At 38.4% G+C, this 19398-nt stretch carries 15 protein-coding genes and 1 pseudogene; 9 read left to right on the top strand and 7 right to left on the bottom strand.

Annotated elements, in window-relative coordinates:
- Nucleotides 1-66 precede the first annotated feature (66 nt).
- Nucleotides 67-561, top strand: a complete 495-nt coding sequence (locus tag HWV01_RS14060; protein ID WP_211672141.1) for a DUF3085 domain-containing protein — start codon at nucleotides 67-69, stop codon at nucleotides 559-561.
- 119 nt (nucleotides 562-680) lie between these two features.
- Here the strand turns inward: HWV01_RS14060 and HWV01_RS14055 are convergent.
- Nucleotides 681-940: pseudogene (locus HWV01_RS14055) on the bottom strand (GTPase); the annotation flags it as partial.
- Between the two features lie 373 nt (nucleotides 941-1313).
- Here HWV01_RS14055 and HWV01_RS14050 point away from each other — a divergent pair.
- The gene (locus HWV01_RS14050; protein WP_211672140.1) at nucleotides 1314-2357 is read left to right on the top strand and encodes an efflux RND transporter periplasmic adaptor subunit; all 1044 of its coding nucleotides are present in this window, start codon (nucleotides 1314-1316) and stop codon (nucleotides 2355-2357) included.
- Entirely contained in the window at nucleotides 2354-5401 is a 3048-nt protein-coding gene (locus HWV01_RS14045) for an efflux RND transporter permease subunit (protein ID WP_211672139.1), read from the top strand. The genes HWV01_RS14050 and HWV01_RS14045 overlap by 4 nt, the downstream gene beginning before the upstream one ends.
- A gap of 300 nt (nucleotides 5402-5701) precedes the next feature.
- On the opposite strand, the gene ylqF is transcribed toward HWV01_RS14045, so the two are convergent.
- Nucleotides 5702-6628 (bottom strand): ribosome biogenesis GTPase YlqF, encoded by a 927-nt coding sequence (gene ylqF, locus HWV01_RS14040; RefSeq protein ID WP_211672138.1) that lies wholly within the window; start codon nucleotides 6626-6628, stop codon nucleotides 5702-5704.
- 290 nt (nucleotides 6629-6918) lie between these two features.
- A complete protein-coding gene (lpxL, locus tag HWV01_RS14035; protein ID WP_211672137.1) occupies nucleotides 6919-7845 on the bottom strand; it encodes an LpxL/LpxP family Kdo(2)-lipid IV(A) lauroyl/palmitoleoyl acyltransferase in 927 nt (308 codons plus the stop codon).
- Between the two features lie 333 nt (nucleotides 7846-8178).
- On the opposite strand from lpxL, the gene HWV01_RS14030 reads away from it, so the two are divergent.
- From HWV01_RS14030 to HWV01_RS14020, 3 genes are all read left to right on the top strand, one after another.
- Entirely contained in the window at nucleotides 8179-9321 is a 1143-nt protein-coding gene (locus tag HWV01_RS14030) for a fatty acid desaturase (protein WP_211672136.1), read from the top strand.
- A 68-nt stretch (nucleotides 9322-9389) separates the two neighbouring features.
- Nucleotides 9390-9746, top strand: coding sequence for a hypothetical protein (locus HWV01_RS14025; RefSeq protein WP_228140253.1), 357 nt, complete (start codon nucleotides 9390-9392; stop codon nucleotides 9744-9746).
- Between the two features lie 144 nt (nucleotides 9747-9890).
- Nucleotides 9891-11192 (top strand): inosine/guanosine kinase, encoded by a 1302-nt coding sequence (locus HWV01_RS14020; RefSeq protein ID WP_211672135.1) that lies wholly within the window; start codon nucleotides 9891-9893, stop codon nucleotides 11190-11192.
- A 133-nt stretch (nucleotides 11193-11325) separates the two neighbouring features.
- Here HWV01_RS14020 and dacB read toward each other — a convergent pair whose 3' ends face one another.
- Nucleotides 11326-12735 (bottom strand): D-alanyl-D-alanine carboxypeptidase/D-alanyl-D-alanine-endopeptidase, encoded by a 1410-nt coding sequence (dacB, locus tag HWV01_RS14015; RefSeq protein WP_211672134.1) that lies wholly within the window; start codon nucleotides 12733-12735, stop codon nucleotides 11326-11328.
- Nucleotides 12736-12963: 228 nt separating this feature from the next.
- On the opposite strand from dacB, the gene HWV01_RS14010 reads away from it, so the two are divergent.
- Nucleotides 12964-13236, top strand: a complete 273-nt coding sequence (locus tag HWV01_RS14010; protein ID WP_211672133.1) for a GIY-YIG nuclease family protein — start codon at nucleotides 12964-12966, stop codon at nucleotides 13234-13236.
- On the opposite strand, the gene HWV01_RS14005 is transcribed toward HWV01_RS14010, so the two are convergent.
- Nucleotides 13233-15020, bottom strand: a complete 1788-nt coding sequence (locus tag HWV01_RS14005; protein ID WP_211672132.1) for a GMC oxidoreductase — start codon at nucleotides 15018-15020, stop codon at nucleotides 13233-13235. The two genes, HWV01_RS14010 and HWV01_RS14005, sit on opposite strands and share 4 nt — an antisense overlap.
- A 360-nt stretch (nucleotides 15021-15380) precedes the next feature.
- Here HWV01_RS14005 and HWV01_RS14000 point away from each other — a divergent pair, with 360 nt between their 5' ends.
- A complete protein-coding gene (locus tag HWV01_RS14000) occupies nucleotides 15381-16058 on the top strand; it encodes a metallophosphoesterase (RefSeq protein ID WP_211672131.1) in 678 nt (225 codons plus the stop codon).
- 3 nt (nucleotides 16059-16061) lie between these two features.
- Here HWV01_RS14000 and HWV01_RS13995 read toward each other — a convergent pair whose 3' ends face one another.
- Nucleotides 16062-17948, bottom strand: coding sequence for a DUF3413 domain-containing protein (locus tag HWV01_RS13995; RefSeq protein WP_211672130.1), 1887 nt, complete (start codon nucleotides 17946-17948; stop codon nucleotides 16062-16064).
- 83 nt (nucleotides 17949-18031) lie between these two features.
- Complete coding sequence (locus HWV01_RS13990) at nucleotides 18032-18262, bottom strand: DUF1414 domain-containing protein (protein WP_019442879.1); 231 nt, start codon at nucleotides 18260-18262, stop codon at nucleotides 18032-18034.
- A gap of 80 nt (nucleotides 18263-18342) precedes the next feature.
- On the opposite strand from HWV01_RS13990, the gene yejK reads away from it, so the two are divergent.
- Nucleotides 18343-19377 (top strand): nucleoid-associated protein YejK, encoded by a 1035-nt coding sequence (gene yejK / locus HWV01_RS13985; protein ID WP_211672129.1) that lies wholly within the window; start codon nucleotides 18343-18345, stop codon nucleotides 19375-19377.
- Nucleotides 19378-19398 lie beyond the last annotated feature (21 nt).

Raw genomic sequence — 19398 nt, 5'->3', positions numbered from 1 at the left:
ATAGTCCTAGCATATTATAAAGCACAAACTTTGGTTTGTGCTTTTGTCATTAAAGAGCGGACCAAAATGAAACGAATTATATTTTCTCTTGATGAAGTTTTGCCTATTGAAGCTGAAGCGTTAGCAGCAAAGACTTTTACCCCTACTTATGATGATCTTTGGGACCCTACGAAATTTAAAGGTTCTAAAGTTGTTGATGAGAACGGTAACAATGAAGTTGAAGCATTAAGTAAAGGTCTTAACTTCTGGCCAGATGTTAATCAACTGAACCCTAAAAAACTAAAAGCACAATTAACCTTGATGGCTGAGCACGGCGTTTTCATTATGAATAATGTTTCAAGTGATATCTCGCCAATCGAGCGAGGTACATTAGCGTACGCACTAGGTTGTCACCCAGATAACGATGCTGATTTTCAATTCAATCAAGATGAAATTTTTGATGGTGAAATGGGCTCAATCACAATTCCATTAGAATGGGTGAGTCGTTCTGTGAAAGCCGGTAAGGAACAGTTCATTATTGAACTTGGTGATGATGACGATGTGCGTCTAATCATCAAATAAAGCGTTAAGGAAGATGAATACTTAGCGTTAATCAATAATAAAAAGCGCCTCTCGTTACTGTAACGAGAGGCGCTTTTTTTTAACGCTAGTTAAGATTATAACGGTTAAATGCTCAATCACTGCGGCTGTTTCGTCACAACTGGCTCATTACCCGTCTTAGCAATAATACGATTAGCGAGGATATTAATCGTTGTTGATTTTCCCACGTTTGGAATGCCCATTATCATCGTTTTTATTGAGAATATTAATACAAGGGGTATCACCACGTAAATCAGAGATCACTGGATTCTCGCTGCTATAAAGAATCCGTGCATCGAGTACTTCGATAATGAGATCCATTTGCGCATAACTTCGTGATCTCTTTACGGGCTTTGTGCATATGCCCTGCTACCACCAGCCCTGCATTATTCAACAAGCCAAATATAACCAAACTAAGCGCACGAAAGCCAAAGTAATACAGCATGCGCTAACATCGTTAGCCAAAGGTGAATTATGTCCTGAATGCAACTTGGGGAAATTCACTAAATATGAGCCTGCAAGCTTCTTACGGATCACAGGGCAAAGCTCTTTTTTTCCAGAGCAACACATCATGGAACGGCTGCGTTGTAACGCCTGCGGTGCTTATTTACGACATATAATAGTAAAGTTATTAAAATTTATTACCTCCCTATTATTAGTGCCTATAAATGGGTACTATTCTTGTTGTCAATTGCCTTTCAGTATGAGGGATATTTTCTTAAAGGGATATATAAATGAAAGTAAAATTTAGTATAGCTACAATTGCTGCAGCCATGGTTATTTGGTTCGGTAACGATTATTTTTTTAGTCATGCAAGTGAAATTAATCATTCACCTCAGACTATTAAGGTGGTTGTAACCAAAGTAATGGCTCAAAACGTGCCGATTCAGGTCAAAACGATAGGAACGTTATCAGCAAAAAAAGCAATCGATATTAGTCCTGAAATAGAGGGTAAAATAGAATCAATTCTATTTCAATATGGCACAAAAGTTAAAAAAGGTGATCTTTTATATCAACTTGATAGTCAGCTTTTTCAAGCTCAGTATTCTACGGCGGGGTCTGAGTTACATTTAAGTAAATTAACTTATGAACGCAATTTAAGGTTAATGGAAAAAAATATTATTTCTAAACAATCTTTAGATGATGCGGAATCTGAATACAATAATAAAAAGCATGTGTTAAAAGAGCTCCAGATCAAATTAAATAAAATGGCAATCAAAGCACCATTTTCAGGCATTATCGGCGCAAGTCAGATTGATGCAGGTCAATATGTAGATAGTGGCGAAGCTTTAGTCAAACTGTTTGATAATACAAGTTTGATTGTTAAGTTCAGTATTCCTGAGCAATATTTTAGTCAGGCGGCCATCGATAACAAATTGATTATTTACTCCGATTCTTTACCTGAAAAACAATTTTTTGGAAAAGTCAGTTATATAGCACCAAATATCGATACTAATACTAGAACTATGACAGTATGGGCCGAAATCGAAAATACCGATTCAATATTATCCCCTGGTTTATTCGTCCAAGTTGAGCTTGTTCTAGGTATAAAAAACGATGCTTTATTCGTTCCGCAAACGTCATTAATACCAACAATCGAAGGTAATGATGTATTTATTGTTGAAAATGGTAAAGCCTATAAACGATCTGTAAAGATAGCTCAAATGGTAGGGAATACTGCGGAAATTGTAAAAGGTATAAACGTGGGGGATTCTGTAGTCACGCTTGGTCAAGAGAAGCTAGCTAATGGCCGAAACGTGGAGCTAGTATCATTATGAAAACTAAAAACCTTTATATTGAACGTCCCGTTTTTACTTGTGTATTAAGTTTATTGCTTATTATTATTGGCGTTATTTGTTACCTAAAATTACCGCTACGCTATTTACCGAAAATAACCGTCCCTGTGGTAACGATTAGTACTGATTATCCGGGGGCATCGAGTACTATTGTTGAAACTCAGGTAACAACTATTCTAGAAGATGCGATGTCTGGCGTTCAAGATCTTGAGTATATGATGTCAACGAGTCAAGATGGCAACAGTAATATTATGCTTACATTCAAGTTAGGCTCCGATATAGATGATGCAGTCGCTGATATACGAGATAGAATAAGTAAAACTGTTGATGAATTACCATCGGAAATTCCCGTTATTTCGAAAACAGATCCAAATGCTCAACCTGTTTTGTTCCTTGCGTACTTTGATTCAAATGAATCTATTGGAGCACTGACTAATTATGTGAAACAATTTATTGTTCCGCAATTTGAAGCATCAAAGGATGTTGCAAATGTCCTATTGTGGAGTCGTCATCATTATGCATTAAGGATTTGGTTACATCCGGATAAAATGGCAGCTCGTGGAATCACTGTTGATGAGGTTACTGAACTATTAGAGAGCCAAAATGATACAGTCCCAACAGGCTCTATTGAGGGTGATAGCCTGTCTTATACGATTGTGGCGGATCTTACATTAGAGAACCCTGCTGAATTTTCAAATTTAATTATTAGGAATAATGATAATCAGCTCGTTAGATTAAAAGATATTGCCACAGTCGAAATGGGTAATGAACATAGAACGAGTGATACGCAAGTACGTTATTTTTCTGTTAGTGGTAAATCAGGTGTTGCGATTGGAATAGTCCCTGAAGCTGGGGCTAATGTATTAGATATGACGAGTAAAGCTCTTGAATTATCAGAGCAAATAGCTAATTCACTACCTAGTGGTATGAAATATATAGTCGAATATAACGAGTCTGAATTTACAGAAGCTGCACTCCATAGTGTGTATAACGCGATTTTCGAAGCATTTATTCTCGTTTTACTCGTCATCACTTTATTCTTAGGTAGTATCAGATCATCACTTGTTCCTATTGTGACTATACCCATCTGTTTAATTGGTTCTTTTGCCGTGATTTATGCCTTGGGATATACGATTAATAGTATAACCTTGTTAGCTTTGGTTTTAGCTGTTGGTTTAGTGGTCGATGACGCCATTATCATGCTTGAAAATATTTCACGATTTATCGAGGAAGGGGAGCCTCCATTATCTGCAGCTCTCAAGGGGGCTAAGCAAATAACTTTTCCCATTATATCTATGACGATGACATTAGCCGCTATCTATCTTCCTATTGCATTTTCTGGTGGTATATCTGGTGTTATTTTCAAAGAGTTTGCTTTTACGTTATTGGGAAGTATATTTATTTCAGGATTCCTTGCACTCACTTTATCCCCGATGATGTGCTCAAAAATATTGCGTGCATCAAGTACAGAATCCAGTTATGCGATTTATTCTGAGCGGTTATTTAAGCGCCTTCAGTCCGAGTATCATAGGTATTTATCCTTATTTTTAGCAAGATCTCAATGGGCACTTGGTGGTCTAACCCTATTAATGTTTATTGGTATTGGGACTTTTTATTTATTGCCAAAAGAATTTTCACCAGCGATGAATATGCCATTGCTTAGTTTATCAGTACAAACGTCCCCTCAGGATAGCTTTAGCCGAACCCAATCATTTATACCTCAATTTGAAAAGGTATTGGATGAAACGCCTGAGGTGCAGGATTATTTAATGCAAAACTGGAAACGGGGATCTTTTTATGCCGCAGTGGTCGTAAAGCAGGATGAAGTCAAAAATAGTTATCAAATAGCAAGCCGTTTGCAAGATAAGTTTTCTAATATTCCAGGAACACAAGTCAATATTGGTGTTGTACCTCCACCATTAACGTGGTCTCTTCCGTCAGTTTCACCAGGGGAAATTGAAGTTAAAGTATTGACGACAGGGAGCTATGAGCAACTGCGCAGTACGATGCAAGAATTAGTTAAAGAGACTGAAAAGCATAAAGACATAGTGAGTTCAAATTCAAACCTTAAATGGGATACTAGACAATTGAAAATTCACCTTAACCGTGAATTAGCAGCAGATCTAGATATTCCCATCAATAAGATAACAGATACGTTAGAGACAATGTTAGGAGGGAAGCAAGTAGGTAAATATAATTTTGGTAGCCAAAATGTAGATGTCATTATACAGCTACCTGAGGAAAAACGTCAGTCTTTACAGGTGTTAGAGGAGATATACGTTAGAAGCAATAAGAATGAAATGATTGCTTTGCAAAGCTTGGTGAGAATTAGTGAACATAATGCGCCTTCAGGCTTAGAGCATTATAACCGCCTTCGTTCGGGAACGCTGACAGTTAAATTAGCATCGAATATTTCTATTGAGCAGGGAATTAATGTATTAGACATCATTTCTAAAGAAACACTTCCATCCAATACGACTATTGCTTTTTCAGGTAGTGCGCAGCAGTATTTAGAATATACAGAGAGTATGATTTGGTTATTTCTATTTGCGTTGATCTTTATATATTTGATTTTGGCGGCTCAATTTGAGAGTTTTGTTGAGCCATTGGTTATTTTGACTTGTGTCCCTTTTGCACTTATCGGTGCTTTACTGTTGTTAAAAGTAACTGGGAATAGTTTGAATTTATACAGTGGTATTGCATTGATTACCCTGATTGGACTCATTGTTAAGCATGGTATATTGATTACACAATTTGCGAAACAAAAACTAGAAGAAGGGGAGCTTTTATTAACGGCAATTTTGGATGCTGCAACGTTGAGACTTCGCCCTATTTTGATGACAACATCAGCCACGGTATTAGGGGCTTTACCACTTGCGTTGGCCATTGGTCCTGGAAGTGAAAATAGACAACAAATTGGTTTGGTCATCGTGGGAGGTTTGTTACTAGGTACATTTATTTCATTATTTGTTGTCCCTTTGGCATTTACCTTTATTAAATCGATAGGTAAAAATAAAGATGAATAGATTTTTTTTACTCGTGGCTTTAACGATTCATAGTGTGACGAAAGAACAGATTAATAGCGTTCTTGATGTAATAATAGGCTCCGATTTTGATAGTGACATATTATGAGAATGGTAAAATCATTAGTGAATCTGGTACTTCAGAAGCGAATTTGTCGCTAGAAGCAGAAGGCGGTTAGTTTAACGCTTACAATTACTAGTGAAGAGCCCTCGTTGAACTGGCCCCCAATAGTTGGACTACCAATTACTGGGGGCATTTTTATTTTTCGAACGAACGGTTAACGACAGTTTAATATTTCTTGATTAACGACGTTTTTTCTTTGGCTTACGTTTTTTAATCTTCACGCCTTCAAGGGCTAAACGTTCAATCACAGCCTGTTTTTCTGCTTCAGCCATTGCTGGCGTTTCTAAACTGATACGACAGATCTTGGCAGTACGTAACTCATTAATTAATATCGCTGCGGCTTTATTTAAATCAACAAAACCACCTGGGCCTAAACAACCACGGCCACGACCAATGTCTTCTAGCAATTCTATGTCTGTCTTGTCTAGGTTATCTAGCTTGTAACGTGCACGCATTGCGTCAGGGTAGGTTTTACATAAGTATTCTGCTGCATACATACCAATGTCATCATATTCAATAGCAGTATCTTTAATTGCGCCTGTTGATGCTAAACGGTAGCCAGAAAGTGGGTTTTGTACTTTCGGCCATAACATTCCTGGCGTATCAGACAGTACAATACCGTTGTCTAACTTGATACGCTGCTGCTGTTTCGTCACTGCTGGTTCATTACCTGTCTTAGCAATGATACGATTTGCCAGGATATTAATCGTGGTTGATTTACCCACGTTTGGAATGCCCATAATCATCGCTTTAATTACTTTATGCGCGCCTTCTTTATTAGGCACTAGCGCACGAGCGAGTTGTGGGATCTTTTTGATCTCAGCAGGCTCTTGCGTCGTAAAGGCATACGCTTTTACACCTTCCTCTAATTCTAGATATTCTAGCCATTGTGCAGTAACGATAGGATCTGCAAGGTCGCTTTTATTGAGAATCTTAATGCAAGGGGTATCACCACGTAAATCGGAGATCATTGGATTCTCGCTGCTATAAGGGATCCGTGCATCGAGTACTTCGATAATGAGGTCCATTTGCGGCATAACTTCCGCGATCTCTTTACGGGCTTTATGCATGTGCCCTGGGTACCACTGAATCGTTTGTTTACTCATTTGAAATATAAGCCTTTTATTTTATCTTTGTGTCAGATGGGTACGCTGTGAGGAACCCGATCTGCTGTTCTGAAAGTTGGTTGCTAAAGCAGTAGGCGTACTCTTTCCTGCTATAGTCTGATAATTGGCGCTAGTTTAACGTAAATCGTGATTTCGGTCACTAATGGTTGGTGTATCTCTGCAAGTAATTTTGCTAATAGCCGCTGGTGAGCAAACTATTAGCAAATTATATTGAGAGCCTATAGCGTTGTTTTAAGCTCGTTATTCGAGTATATCAATACTGCATAACATTATTTATAGACGGAAGGCGAATCTTGATTTGGGCGAGTTTTAAATCGTCTGTGTAACCACATATATTGAGCCCTATCTTTATCAATGATTTGTTCGATAATGGTATTGCCTCGTTTTGCGTCTGCAACGTGATCTTTGCTCGGGAAGTTATCGAGTGGTGGCATTATTTCTATGGTATAGCCTTTATCATCAGCATTACGTATTACACTAAATGGCAACACTTTTGCTTTCCCAAGGTGAGCGAGGGTACTTGCACCTGTGATCGTTGCTGCATCGGGCATCGCATAAAAAGGAACAAAGGTTGCGCTGGAACGTCCGAAGTCTTGATCCGCGGTATACCAGATCACATCAAGATTGCGAAGGCTCTTAACCATTTGACGAAGATTGCTTTTAGGCACAAGTGCTTTGTTAGACCTTAGACGTCCCTTTACTTGTAGGTACTCCATTACGGGATTCTTATGCGGGCGGTAAACACCGACTCCGGGGTGGAATTGCCCAAATATTCTGGCCCCCATTTCAAGTGGTAAGCAATGTACAGCAAATAAGATGACGCCGTGACCATCTGCAATGGTTTGAGCTATATGCGCTTGGCCTTTAATCGTCATATGGCGTTGAACTTTCTCGTCTGACCACCACCAAGCATTAGTAATATCGAAAATAGCTTTACCGATCTCTTCAATATTACGTTCAAGCAGGCGTTCTCGTTCTGCCTCTGGCATATCAGGAAAACAGATCTCTAAATTTCGTTTTGCTATATTAACACGACGGCTGATAAGTTTTTTTACCAAGCGGCCGATTGCGGCTCCTAATTTCATTTGCTTATCTAAAGGAAGGAGTTGGGTTAAACGTGCCAAGCTGGCACCAAACCAAAGCGACCAATACTTGGGATGAAGTAACTTATTTGCAAATTGCGCTTTTTTTATCAAAATGACCTCGAAACGATAATGTGAGTATTATTTTAATCGTATTTTAAGCATTTTTGTTGAAAGATACTATGCGGAAAACTACTGGTCTTTCTTGTTTAGGATCAAGTTTATAATAACTATTAATAGTTTAGTCGATGATGCGCTAGTGGTTATTTTTAATTGGAGCTTAGATAAAATTAAAACATGACACGTATCACAATTTTAGTTATATAAAATAAAACAGCCGATTATCGAGCTATTTTGGTAACATTGGATTGCTTTAATTAATAACTGAGCTTACACTTGTGCGCTATTATAAATGAAACTACTTCATTAGGCTTTAGAGATAGTATTATGAAAAAACCACCCTTAATTTGGTTAAATGTATTCGTTTTTGCTTCAACCTTTCTTATTGCTATAACGGCAGTGCCTTGGTATGGCTATGTATATGGTTTTGAGACCTTCGAAGTTATTGCTATGATCATCGGCATTTTCGTGTGTGGCTTATCTATTACAGGTGGTTACCATAGACTTTGGTCTCACCGCACTTATAAAGCGCATTGGTCAGTACGATTGATTTTTGCACTCGGTGGTGCGTTCGCATTACAAAATAGTGCAATCCATTGGAGTTCAGATCACCGTCGTCACCATAAACATGTTGATCATGATGATAAAGACCCATACTCAGCAAGTCATGGCTTTTGGTTTTCGCACATTGGTTGGATGTTACGTGAATATAATGCCATGCTTTATACCGATTATACGAATGTTCGTGACTTACAAAAAGATGGTATCGCAGTATGGCAGCATAAATACTATAACGTACTTGCGCTGGTGATGAACGTTGGCGTGCCTATCTTAGTGGGTCTTCTGTACGGAGACGTTTGGGCAAGTTTATTATTGTTAGGTGTTGCTCGTTTAGTATTAAGTCATCATTTTACATTCTTCATCAACTCATGGGCACACATGTGGGGCACACAGCCTTATACAGATCGTAATACGGCTCGTGATAATGCATTATTGGCTATCTTCACTCATGGTGAGGGTTATCATAATTACCACCATATCTTTGAAACTGATTACCGTAATGGGATTAAATGGTATCAATATGATCCGACTAAATGGTTAATTAATGTTTTAGCGTGGTGCAACTTAGCAAGCGACTTACGTATGGTACCTGAAGCACGTATCGAACAGGCTAAATTGAAGATGGAATTAAAACGTCGTCACGATAAAGTGCAGCATTTACCTAATGCGGAAGAAGTTATTTTACGTTTAAATCAAGAGTACGATGTGTTATGTGAGAAACTTAACGCTTTTTATAAAGCAAAAATCGTATTATTTGAATCGAAGAAAAAATCACTGAATGAGAAATTTGACAAAATTCAATTTGAGCAACAAATTCGTGATACCAAATTGCAACTAAGCCAACTTAAAGACGCGTTCCATGCACAGCGTAAAGTCTGGAATAACATGCAGCTTAATTTTTCTCATTAGATAATAGATGTATGTAATAACAGTTAGGCTGTAACCTTAATACACACTAACTGATTGCCAAGGATGGCATGTTAATCACGGAGGATATTTTGATCAAGCATAAAGATATGCGTAAGTATTTACTTGCGCACGATTTACTAACCAATGATTTCGGCAACGCCTCATTTTTCGCCTTTGTTGAATATGTCAGCCCATTACGCAAATGTAGAGTCGAGACGCTTGTCAGTTTTGTTCTTGCTGGCTATTGTGAAGGTACTATTCGTATCGATCCGAATGAAGCATTAACTCAAATGGAATATATGATGAATTTCACCTGCGCTTGGCATGAATGTGAATTTGACCTTGTGAGTAATAGTTTTGTGATTCGTGGTCGTGATGAAACAAAAATGGGTGGTGATTTTGTGGTAACTATTCGACAGTACTAAGCTTAAATTTTTGTTTTTTTCGATTAAATCTATGTGATCGACCAAAATATGGTTAATAATTGGATCATTAATTTGGTTTTACTGGTATTTCAGAATTAGGCTGGTAAAATCAGCCCCCTTTTATTCTCTCATGCTGGTTCAAATATGAAATTTCCCGGTCAACGCAAGTCTAAGCATTATTTCCCTGTAAATACAGGCAATCCATTTGTCAAACCAGCAAACATTGCAAATGTAGCTCAACCTGTATTATGTGGTATTGATCAGACACTCGTTGATATTGAAGCACATGTCGAAGATGCTTTTTTAACTCGTTTTGGGCTAGTAAAAGGCGAGTCACTGATGATCAGTGATGAAATAGCTGAGCAAATTTATACCGAGTTAAAGCAAAATGATCTTATCGTAAGTGAATTTGCTGGCGGTACTGTTGCTAATACCCTACATAACTACGCAATCCTGTCTGAATCACAGTCACTACTATTTGGTACTATGTGTGACCAAATTAAAATTGGCAGTTATGCGTACCAATATTTATGTAATACCAGCAGTAAAGTAAACCTTAATTATCTGCAACCTGTAAATGGCCCTATTGGCCGTTGCTTTACCTTTATCTCTTCTGATGGTGATCGTAGTTTCGGTATTAATGCTGGTTTAATGAATAAGTTAACTAAAGAGCATTTGCCCGTTGATCAGCTGCAGAAAAGCTCTGGTTTACTTATCTCAGCTTATTTATTACGTTGTGCAGATGATGATCCAATCAAAGAAGCTGCGATGCACATGGTTGAGCAAGCTAAATTCCTTAATATTCCTATTATTCTTACACTCGGTACACGTTTCATTATTGAAGGTAATGAGAAGTGGTGGCAGAATTTCATTAACGAATATGTCACTGTTATTGCAATGAATGAAGATGAAGGTGAAGCATTAACAGGCTTTACTGATCCATTACTTGCTGCGGATGCGGCACTAGAATGGTGTGACCTTGTTCTTTGTACTGCGGGGGCTGAAGGTCTTTATATGGCGGGTTACACGGATGAAAAATATAAACGTGAAACAAGTGGCCACTTATTACCTGGTGCGATAGCTGAATTTAACCGTTATGAATACAGTCGTCCAATGCGCTTGGCTGATACGAACGAACCATTAAAAATGTATTCACATATTGCACCGTACTTAGGCGGTCCTGTTGAAATTAAAAATACCAATGGTGCGGGCGATGGCGCATTATCTGCAATCTTACATGATATGTTAGCTAACTCTTATCATAGAGATATCGTGCCTAACTCTGATAAACATTCTGCGAATTGTTTGGCTTATTCATCGCTTTCACAGCTGTGCAAATACGCAAACCGTGTAAGTTATGAAGTCTTGGCGCAACACTCACCGCGTTTATTAAAAGGCTTGCCTGAACGTGAAGATTCATTAGATGAAGGCTACTGGTCTAGCTAATATTTTTATTGCTGATACTCGCATTATCTAGCTTTAGTGCGGGTTGATAAATAATACAAAAAATGGCGAACAACGAAACTGATACTAAGTTGAGTTGCTCGCCATTTTTTATGCGATACTTTTGTTCAAGTCACTAATAATTAGACACTATGGTATTAAAGAATGCGGCCGAATATTGTGTCAGAGGTGATGCCTGTCTCGGTTTATTACGCTTATCTTGCTCAATAGTCTTAGGGTTGTAACCACTCACCATCAGTACAAAAGGAACCATGTGATTTTTTTCTGTTTTTACAAAACCAACTAAATTAGATAAACCTTTTAATGAACCCGTTTTCGCGACAATCTTACCTGTTAGTTTCTTCGTTAATAACCCGCGACGATATTGCAATGTACCATCTACACCTGATATTGGCATTGTGTCTAATAATTGTAGTTCATCATCATGGCGGATGACATACTCTAGTACTCTGAACATAGTTTGTGCAGACACTAAATTGTGACGTGATAGTCCAGAGCCATCGGCAATCACATTCGATGCTAATGAGATGTCTTTTTCGGCCAAGATTAAGCGCATGGCTTTAGCGCCATTTCGGTAATTACCTGCTTGTTGGAAGTATTCTGCACCGATGGTTTTAAATAATATGTCTGCAATTAAATTATCTGACTCTTTCATCATTCTAGCGATAATTTCTGCAAGCGGTGGCGACTGGTGATTGAGTACTTCGGCTGTCTTTATCGTTTTATGGCTTTCAACAACCTGACCTGTAAATTTAATGCTCGCTTGTGCTAATTCTGCTTTAAGCAGTGCTGTAAAGTAAGTGGTCGGTTCTGAAATAGCAAATGACAAGGGAAGGTTACGTTTAGAGGGCGTAATACAGCCAAATAACGTGTAATTGTTGTCTGGATGGCGTGTGACCTCTAAATCACAAAACTGTGCCTTCTGCTGCTCTTTAGTGACGATATTAACTTGGCTCGTTAATACTATCGGTTCATAGTCCGGAATGTAAACCGTTGCTTTTTCAAGATCGGCAGAGCGCTTTAAATTTCCTAATACACAATTACTGTTGATGACCAAGGCTGACGCTTGTGTAGCATAACAGACAGCTTGATCATTCCATACCTGACCATTCCCCCAATTATAACCGTTAAAACGGCTTTGATTAAGCGTGATATCACCGTTAATATGTGTGATTCCTTTTGCTTTTAATTGCTTAAGCATTTTACGTAAATCTTTTCTGGTGAAAGTTGGGTCACCTGTAAAATTAAACTCCATTTCGCTTAATGTCTGTTTATAAATATTGCCATGTAAGCTGGTCTTAAAGATATACTCGTCTGTAAGGTAAAGTTTGGCTGCTAATGCTGTTAGCAGTTTTTGTGTTGATGCTGGCGTTAATAAGAGGTCGGCATTATGTTGATTGATGGTGTTACTATTGATTTTTTCAGTTGCATTGAAAGGTTGACCAATAATATAGGCAACATTTGTACCTGGCGGGAGCAGTTTTTCTAAAGGCGCTATTTCATCGGCATTAGCGTTTGCATTCATGCTGATGAAGCAGAGAGTAGTACAATAAAGGAAAGTTCGTAACATATTATTTTTTAATATTGATTGCTGTATGGATGATTATTCTATCTGAGATTGTATAGCAATAAAATGCGTATAATTAAATTACACAAAATATTCATACATGCGATATTACTACATGAGTGATATTTTAAATGAGAAAGCATAGTCATGTATTGATTGTGATGGCTATAAACTAAAGGCTAAGTCGTGATAAAAGCAGTAGAACGGTTATGGATTGTTTACCTTATTGAAACGGATGCGGGCCTGTATTGTGGTATAACTACCAATATGGAAAGACGTTATCAGCAGCATTGTAAAGGGACAGGGGCGAAATTTTTTCGTCGAGCGAAACCGATACGGATTGCTTATACTGAAATCCAACCCGACCGAAGTCGGGCAAGTAAACGAGAGTACGCGATTAAACAGTTACCGCGGAAACAAAAACTCGCTTTAATAAAGGCGACGAGTTTGTGTTATTAAACGGCTTTGGTTAGGATCTCAGGCATACCCGCTGCTTGGATTGCTGACGGATTACCGTCGAGCGCTGCAGAGAAGTGAATCGGTTTAATCTTAGCGGCTCTCTCGGTATCAAATACTGGGATCTGTGCCATCGCATGTTCAGTTAAGGCTAGGATCGTAAGTGATGGATTTACGCCTAAGTTACCGGCAATAATTGAACCATCGAGAATACGCAGGTTCTTATAGGCATAAGTCTGACCTGTATCATCAAGTACCGCTGTTTTAGGATCTTTCCCCATAATCGCTCCTCCCATCATGTGAGCGGTGATAGGGGTGCCTACAATGACTTCTAAGGCAAGATTACCTGCATCACCCCCCGAACGCTTGACATAATGCTCTGCCACTTTATGCGCAATAGGGAAGTAGTTCCTGAGTTTTTCGTCACCTTTGTGTTGCACCGGAATCCATGTTGGTTTGAACGGTGAATACCAAGCGCGTTTACTTTCTAGGTGAATGTTGTTTTGTGCTGTCTGCATCACTAATAAAATAATCGTGTCTTTCGCTTTACCAACTGGGTTTGCCATTTTAAGGGTTTTAATGGGTTGCTTAGCGATATTAATGAGCATGCTCACTGAGCGGGGAATGCCAGATTGTTTTGACGTTAGTGGTACTGACATGCCTCCTGTAAATGCAGCATCACTGCCTTTTGCATAACGAACAACCTCAACTTTGGTTTCATCATCTGGAGAGAAGATCGAGGTAATTGCAGTACCATTCCAAACTTCTTCTTTTTGTTCTTGTTGGGTCAGACGATTGTGTGAAACGGTTAATAACGTTTCTGAGTTTGTTAGTACGTTTTGACCAAGATTTGGACTTAGATTTGGTAATGTCTTTTCGACATCACGCATTCTGAGCAGCAGTGGCATGGTGCCAAAGACACCACCTGAAACGACGACGCCACGTGTTGTTAAGGTGTATTTTTTCTTATTAAATAAACCTAAACCTTCAGTTACATGGATTGTGTAGCCCGCACTACCATCTTTTACGCCGTTTTCATCGGCAATCGGTTCAATCTTAGTGACATTTGATTCTGGACGGATTTCCGCGCCATTACGTTCAGCGAAGTAAAGATAGTTTTTATCGAGACTATTTTTAGCATTGTGACGGCAACCAGACATACAGTTACCACAATAGGTACAGCTATTGCGCTTTGGACCATCGCCATTAAAATAGGGGTCGCCACGATCTTCACCTAAGCGTTCGACATTAATATTTTGTGAAACTTTATTTTCACCTTTTGGATAGAGTAGGCCGCTATATACTGTTTTAAAAGTATTTTCACGTCCCATCTCTTTTGCTACGTCTTTTAAAATAAGGTCTGCAGGACCAAAGAATCGGTTTTGTTGTACGCCAATCATACGCTGGGCTAATGCATAATAAGGAGACAAACGTGCGTGCCAGTCTTCATGCATACCTGTCCATGATGGGTGGGCAAATATCTCTGGGCCTGGGATAAGGTGAGTGTTGCCGTAAACAAGTGAGCCTCCACCAACCGCACTACCATGAACCAAGTTAATTTTACGTGTGATAGACAGGGTAAATGGTCCTGTAAGGCCTAATTGGGGTAGCCACATAAAACGCTTTAAATTCCAGCTTGTACGTGAGAACTCTTTCGTCCTAATGCGTTTACCACGCTCTAATACTAATACTCGAAATCCTTTTTCTGTTAAACGCAATGCGCTGGCGGCCCCACCAAAACCAGATCCAATGATTATCTGGTCAAAATCAAAGTTAGTATTTGACATATATTACCCCTACTGCTAATCCGTTAGTATCACACCAAGACTGTACTTTAAGCACTATATTTGTTTTAGAATATCCTTGGTGTGCTCATTAGGTTAATTAAGATTAATGACTGAAATATGTTATCAAGATGTTGTTATCATTGTATGCACCATACTGTAGGTATGTCACGGAACATTTTCTTCAATTAATTGTTAATGTTGTATTTAATCTATATTAAATAATACTAGTAAAATTATCAGGCTGTTATGTTTCGAGACGTTTTCATTGATTAAGCTGTTGTGGCGTTGACTTATGATAGCGCTAACGTGAACGCAATCGCAAAAATAAAATATTGTCATATATACCTAATGAGGTAGAAAATGCGAATACATAAAAATATACCAATCAACCATAAAGGGCGGGACTTCTTTGTGGGAGACATTCACGGTGAATATAATTTGTTATTAGCGACATTAGCGCAGTGCCAGTTTGATTTTGAGTGTGACCGTTTATTTTCTGTCGGGGATATTGTGGACCGTGGTCCTGATTCAATGGCTTGTCTTGAATTACTGCATAAACCTTGGTTTTACGCCGTGAGGGGGAATCACGAAGAAATGTTATTCGCTGATACCGAGAGTGAATTGGCTCGGATTCATCGTAACTCTGGGGGATCGTGGTTTTTTCAGTGTGCAGTAGAAGAGCAAGCTAGATTAAGATTACTCATCGATCAGTATTGTCCCGTCGCATTTACAATCGAGTCAAAATTTGGCTCGATTGGCGTCTGTCATGCGAATGCACCACTAAGTTGGCCTTCGTTACAAAATGCAAATATAGATGATACAGTATTATTGAAAGAATGCGTTTGGTCGACTAAACAATATCAACAGGTGAAGCAGGGAAAAACATTTCATATTCAGGGGGTTAAATTTACGATACATGGGCATGTAAATTGTGCGCGAGTAACAACTAATTTAAATCAATTATGGATAGATACATTAATGCGGACAAGACGATTAACCATCTTATCCGCACAACAAGCATACATGGTGATAGCTTAATTCTTAATCCTGTGTCTGCGCTGGCGCTGCTTTAAAAAAGTAATTTAATTCACTAAGCACCTGATTAAATGTAGCTTCATGCATCGTCGTTCGTGGAACTGACTTGTAAGAGTTACGATTACGTACATCATGGTTACCCTGGCGACTAAATATACCTTGATAAGAAAATAATGTAATCGTGTCTTCTTGAAGGATAACAAAGTTATTCTCATCGCCGAGTAACTGCCATGTCTTAAAGTTACCCGCAAATAAATCAATACCATTGCTGTAATCTGAAATCGGGTTTTTTACAGCAGATAAGTTGGTCAAAATAGTCGGAACCAAATCTGTGTGGTTTGTGTCTTGTTCTATGACTCTTGGTTCTTTACCTGGCCACACGATAAATAATGGTACTTGAGTTTGATAGATAGAATAAGAACTTCCATAACCCCATGAATGGTTTTCTGAGTCATTAAACTCAGTGCCATGGTTAGACGTAAATACGATAACCGTATTATCAAACTGGTCTGTCTGCTTTAGCTTATAGACTAATTTTGAAATTGCTTTATCGACATAACTAACACTGTTTCGATAGCTGTTAAATAATGCGAGTTGACGATTACTTGCCTGGCTATTTAGATCTTGAATATTCGGGTAAAACATAGCTGGAAAACCATTCGGAGTTTTCATGTTTTGCACTGAGTTCAGACTGACATAGCTAAACCAAGGCTGTGTATCTTGTTGCTCACCTAACCACTTTATTGTTGCATCGATAGTTTTATTGTCACTATTTGATCCTTCAACAATGGTTGTCTGTGGTGATTCTAAATTAATAAACGCCGTTTGTTTTTGTCGATAAGACGCTAAATCATCAGTACTAAATATACCAAGGTTATAGTTTGCTTGAGTGAAATAGTCGAGCATAAACGGAGGTTTCGCTGAGGTTTGGATATCATCCCAGTATTGTGATGCAAGGCCATACATCATGCTGAAGTTACCCAAAATGTTATCATTGCTGGTACTAAAGTGATGGGTAAATAATTGAGCTTGTTGTGATAACTTTGTCATTTCAGGCATGACGCTACTATTAAGCATATCTGCTCGAAGCGTACTTATGTTAACGAATAAAACGTTAAATTTCTGACTCTCGTTATTAATTACTAACGGATTTTTAGGATAGTCGAGACGTGAATCTGATAGTTTTTTTGTATCTGTCACACGCTTGTCAAATGCTTTTTTATCTAACCAGCCGTATTTAGCAAGGAAGGTTCTTGCTGTCATAGGGTAAGCCAGAGGGAAATTTGCTTTTTGTGCAGTAATAGGGCGGTACACTGCCGCATCAGCCCACATATGTAGTAGGTGTCCCGTTAAGAAACAGCTGAAAAAGAAGATCGCAATAATAGGACCAAGTTTAAAACGGCTTAAACGTCTTAATCTGTGCCACAGAAAACTTGAGATAAGTAATTCAAATAAGAATAAGAAAGGCACGAAAACAAAGAACGATTGCCAATCGGAGTTAAGTGTTTGTTCGTTCTCTCCAAGTAATATCTCAAATATAATTGGATTTATATGTAAATTATAGAGCTTAAATATTTCTGTATCGATAATTAACAGCGATATTCCTAACGTGGAAAATAGGACCGTTAAAAAACGTAGTGTACGTGGAAATGGTATCAGAAAACTGACGGGGAAGATTACCACCAGATATAATATAAAAATGATAAAACTAAAATGACCTAGCAAGCTGATAAGGGAATAAACTTGACCCAGCATCGTTTCAGGCCATTCGGCGATGAAAAGGTAACGTGATGCAACAATGATTGCCAGTAAGATATTGGCTAAGCTAAACCAATGACCCCAACTGATAATTTTGGAGACCTGATCGCGATAATGATGTCCTGTTTCTAGCATAAGTTAAGCTGCTGTCTCATATAGTATTTTTATAATGTAATGGCGAATAATAAATGACAAGGCATCCTTGCCTATCATTTTAATTAATGTGATGTATCTTTACTCTTTACTGATGCAACAAGTGCTTTAGCAAATTTTTCAGCAACCGCTTGGCGCTGTTTTGGTGATAAAGAAGCATTGATGATATTTGCAGCTGCATTACCAAGTACCATTAAACCAAGGTCTAGCGGCGCGTCGTGTTTTTCTAGTACATCAATAACTTCATCAATAACTTTTTCAACTTTATCACTTTTGTATTTAGAAACTATAGGCATAATTTAATCTTTTAATGTATGAATGGGCAAAGATGATTATAATACCTCACAGAATTCATTAACTCTAATACTTTAAATATATGCAGCTAAAATTAAATAACATTATTCTACATTCGTTAGCCTTCAATACAGAAGGTGAGCTGAAATGTTACCCTCGCAGTGAGGAATTGGTTAATTCACAGCCGGTTGAAGAGCTTGCAAGCGAATTACATCGAATTTACAACGCTAAACCAGCGAAAGGTTTTGGTTATTTTAAATGCGCAGAAGCGGACAATAGCCGTCTACCTTTTGAAGTCGAATTGCGTAAATTCGTCGATGAAGAAAGTAATTTTGTTGATTTTTCAAGCGCATCATCAAATTTGTTGGTGGGTGAGCTACTAAAATATGACTTTGGGACACAAGGTATTCTGTCTTTTGTTCATTATAATTGGATGGCATCTGACTACCTTATCGTTGCGTTATTGGAAAATAAAGACAGCGTAATGGTCACTGAACAACTTGATCTCAGCAATACGCATTATCTTGAGCTGTCTAAAGTACAACTTGCAGCTAAAATTGATTTGACTGAGTGGCGACAAAATAGCGATTCGAAACGTTATTTATCCTTTATTAAAGGTCGTGCCGGACGTAAAGTGTCAGATTTTTTCTTAGATTTTCTTGGTTGTACAGAAGGAATGGATGCAAAAATACAAAATGCAGGCTTAATGCGTGCTGTTGATGAGTTTTGTCATGTAGCTGAGCTAGATGCTAGTGAATCGATACAAGCACGTGAGCAAGTCGCGCAGTACTGTAATGAACAAATTAAAGAAGGGAACGAGATTGAAGTTAAAGATCTATCCGATCATTTAGCGGATGTGACATCACGTGACTTCTATCAGTATGCGTCAGAAGCTTATGAACTTGAAGATAGTTTCCCAGCAGATCGCGGTGCAGTACGGAAGTTGACTAAATATGTCGGACAGGGCGGTGGTCTTAGTGTTAGTTTTGATCAAAAATTGATGGGTGAACGCATTACTTATGATGCACAAACTGATACGTTAACAATTGTTGGTATTCCGCCTAATTTGCGTGAGCAGCTTATACGTCGTGGTAGCTCTGTTGATGATAACGAATAGTATTTAACTCGTTATTTGTTG

Source organism: Moritella sp. 5 (assembly GCF_018219455.1).
GTDB lineage: Bacteria > Pseudomonadota > Gammaproteobacteria > Enterobacterales > Moritellaceae > Moritella.
This window is presented reverse-complemented; position numbering and strand designations above follow the sequence as displayed.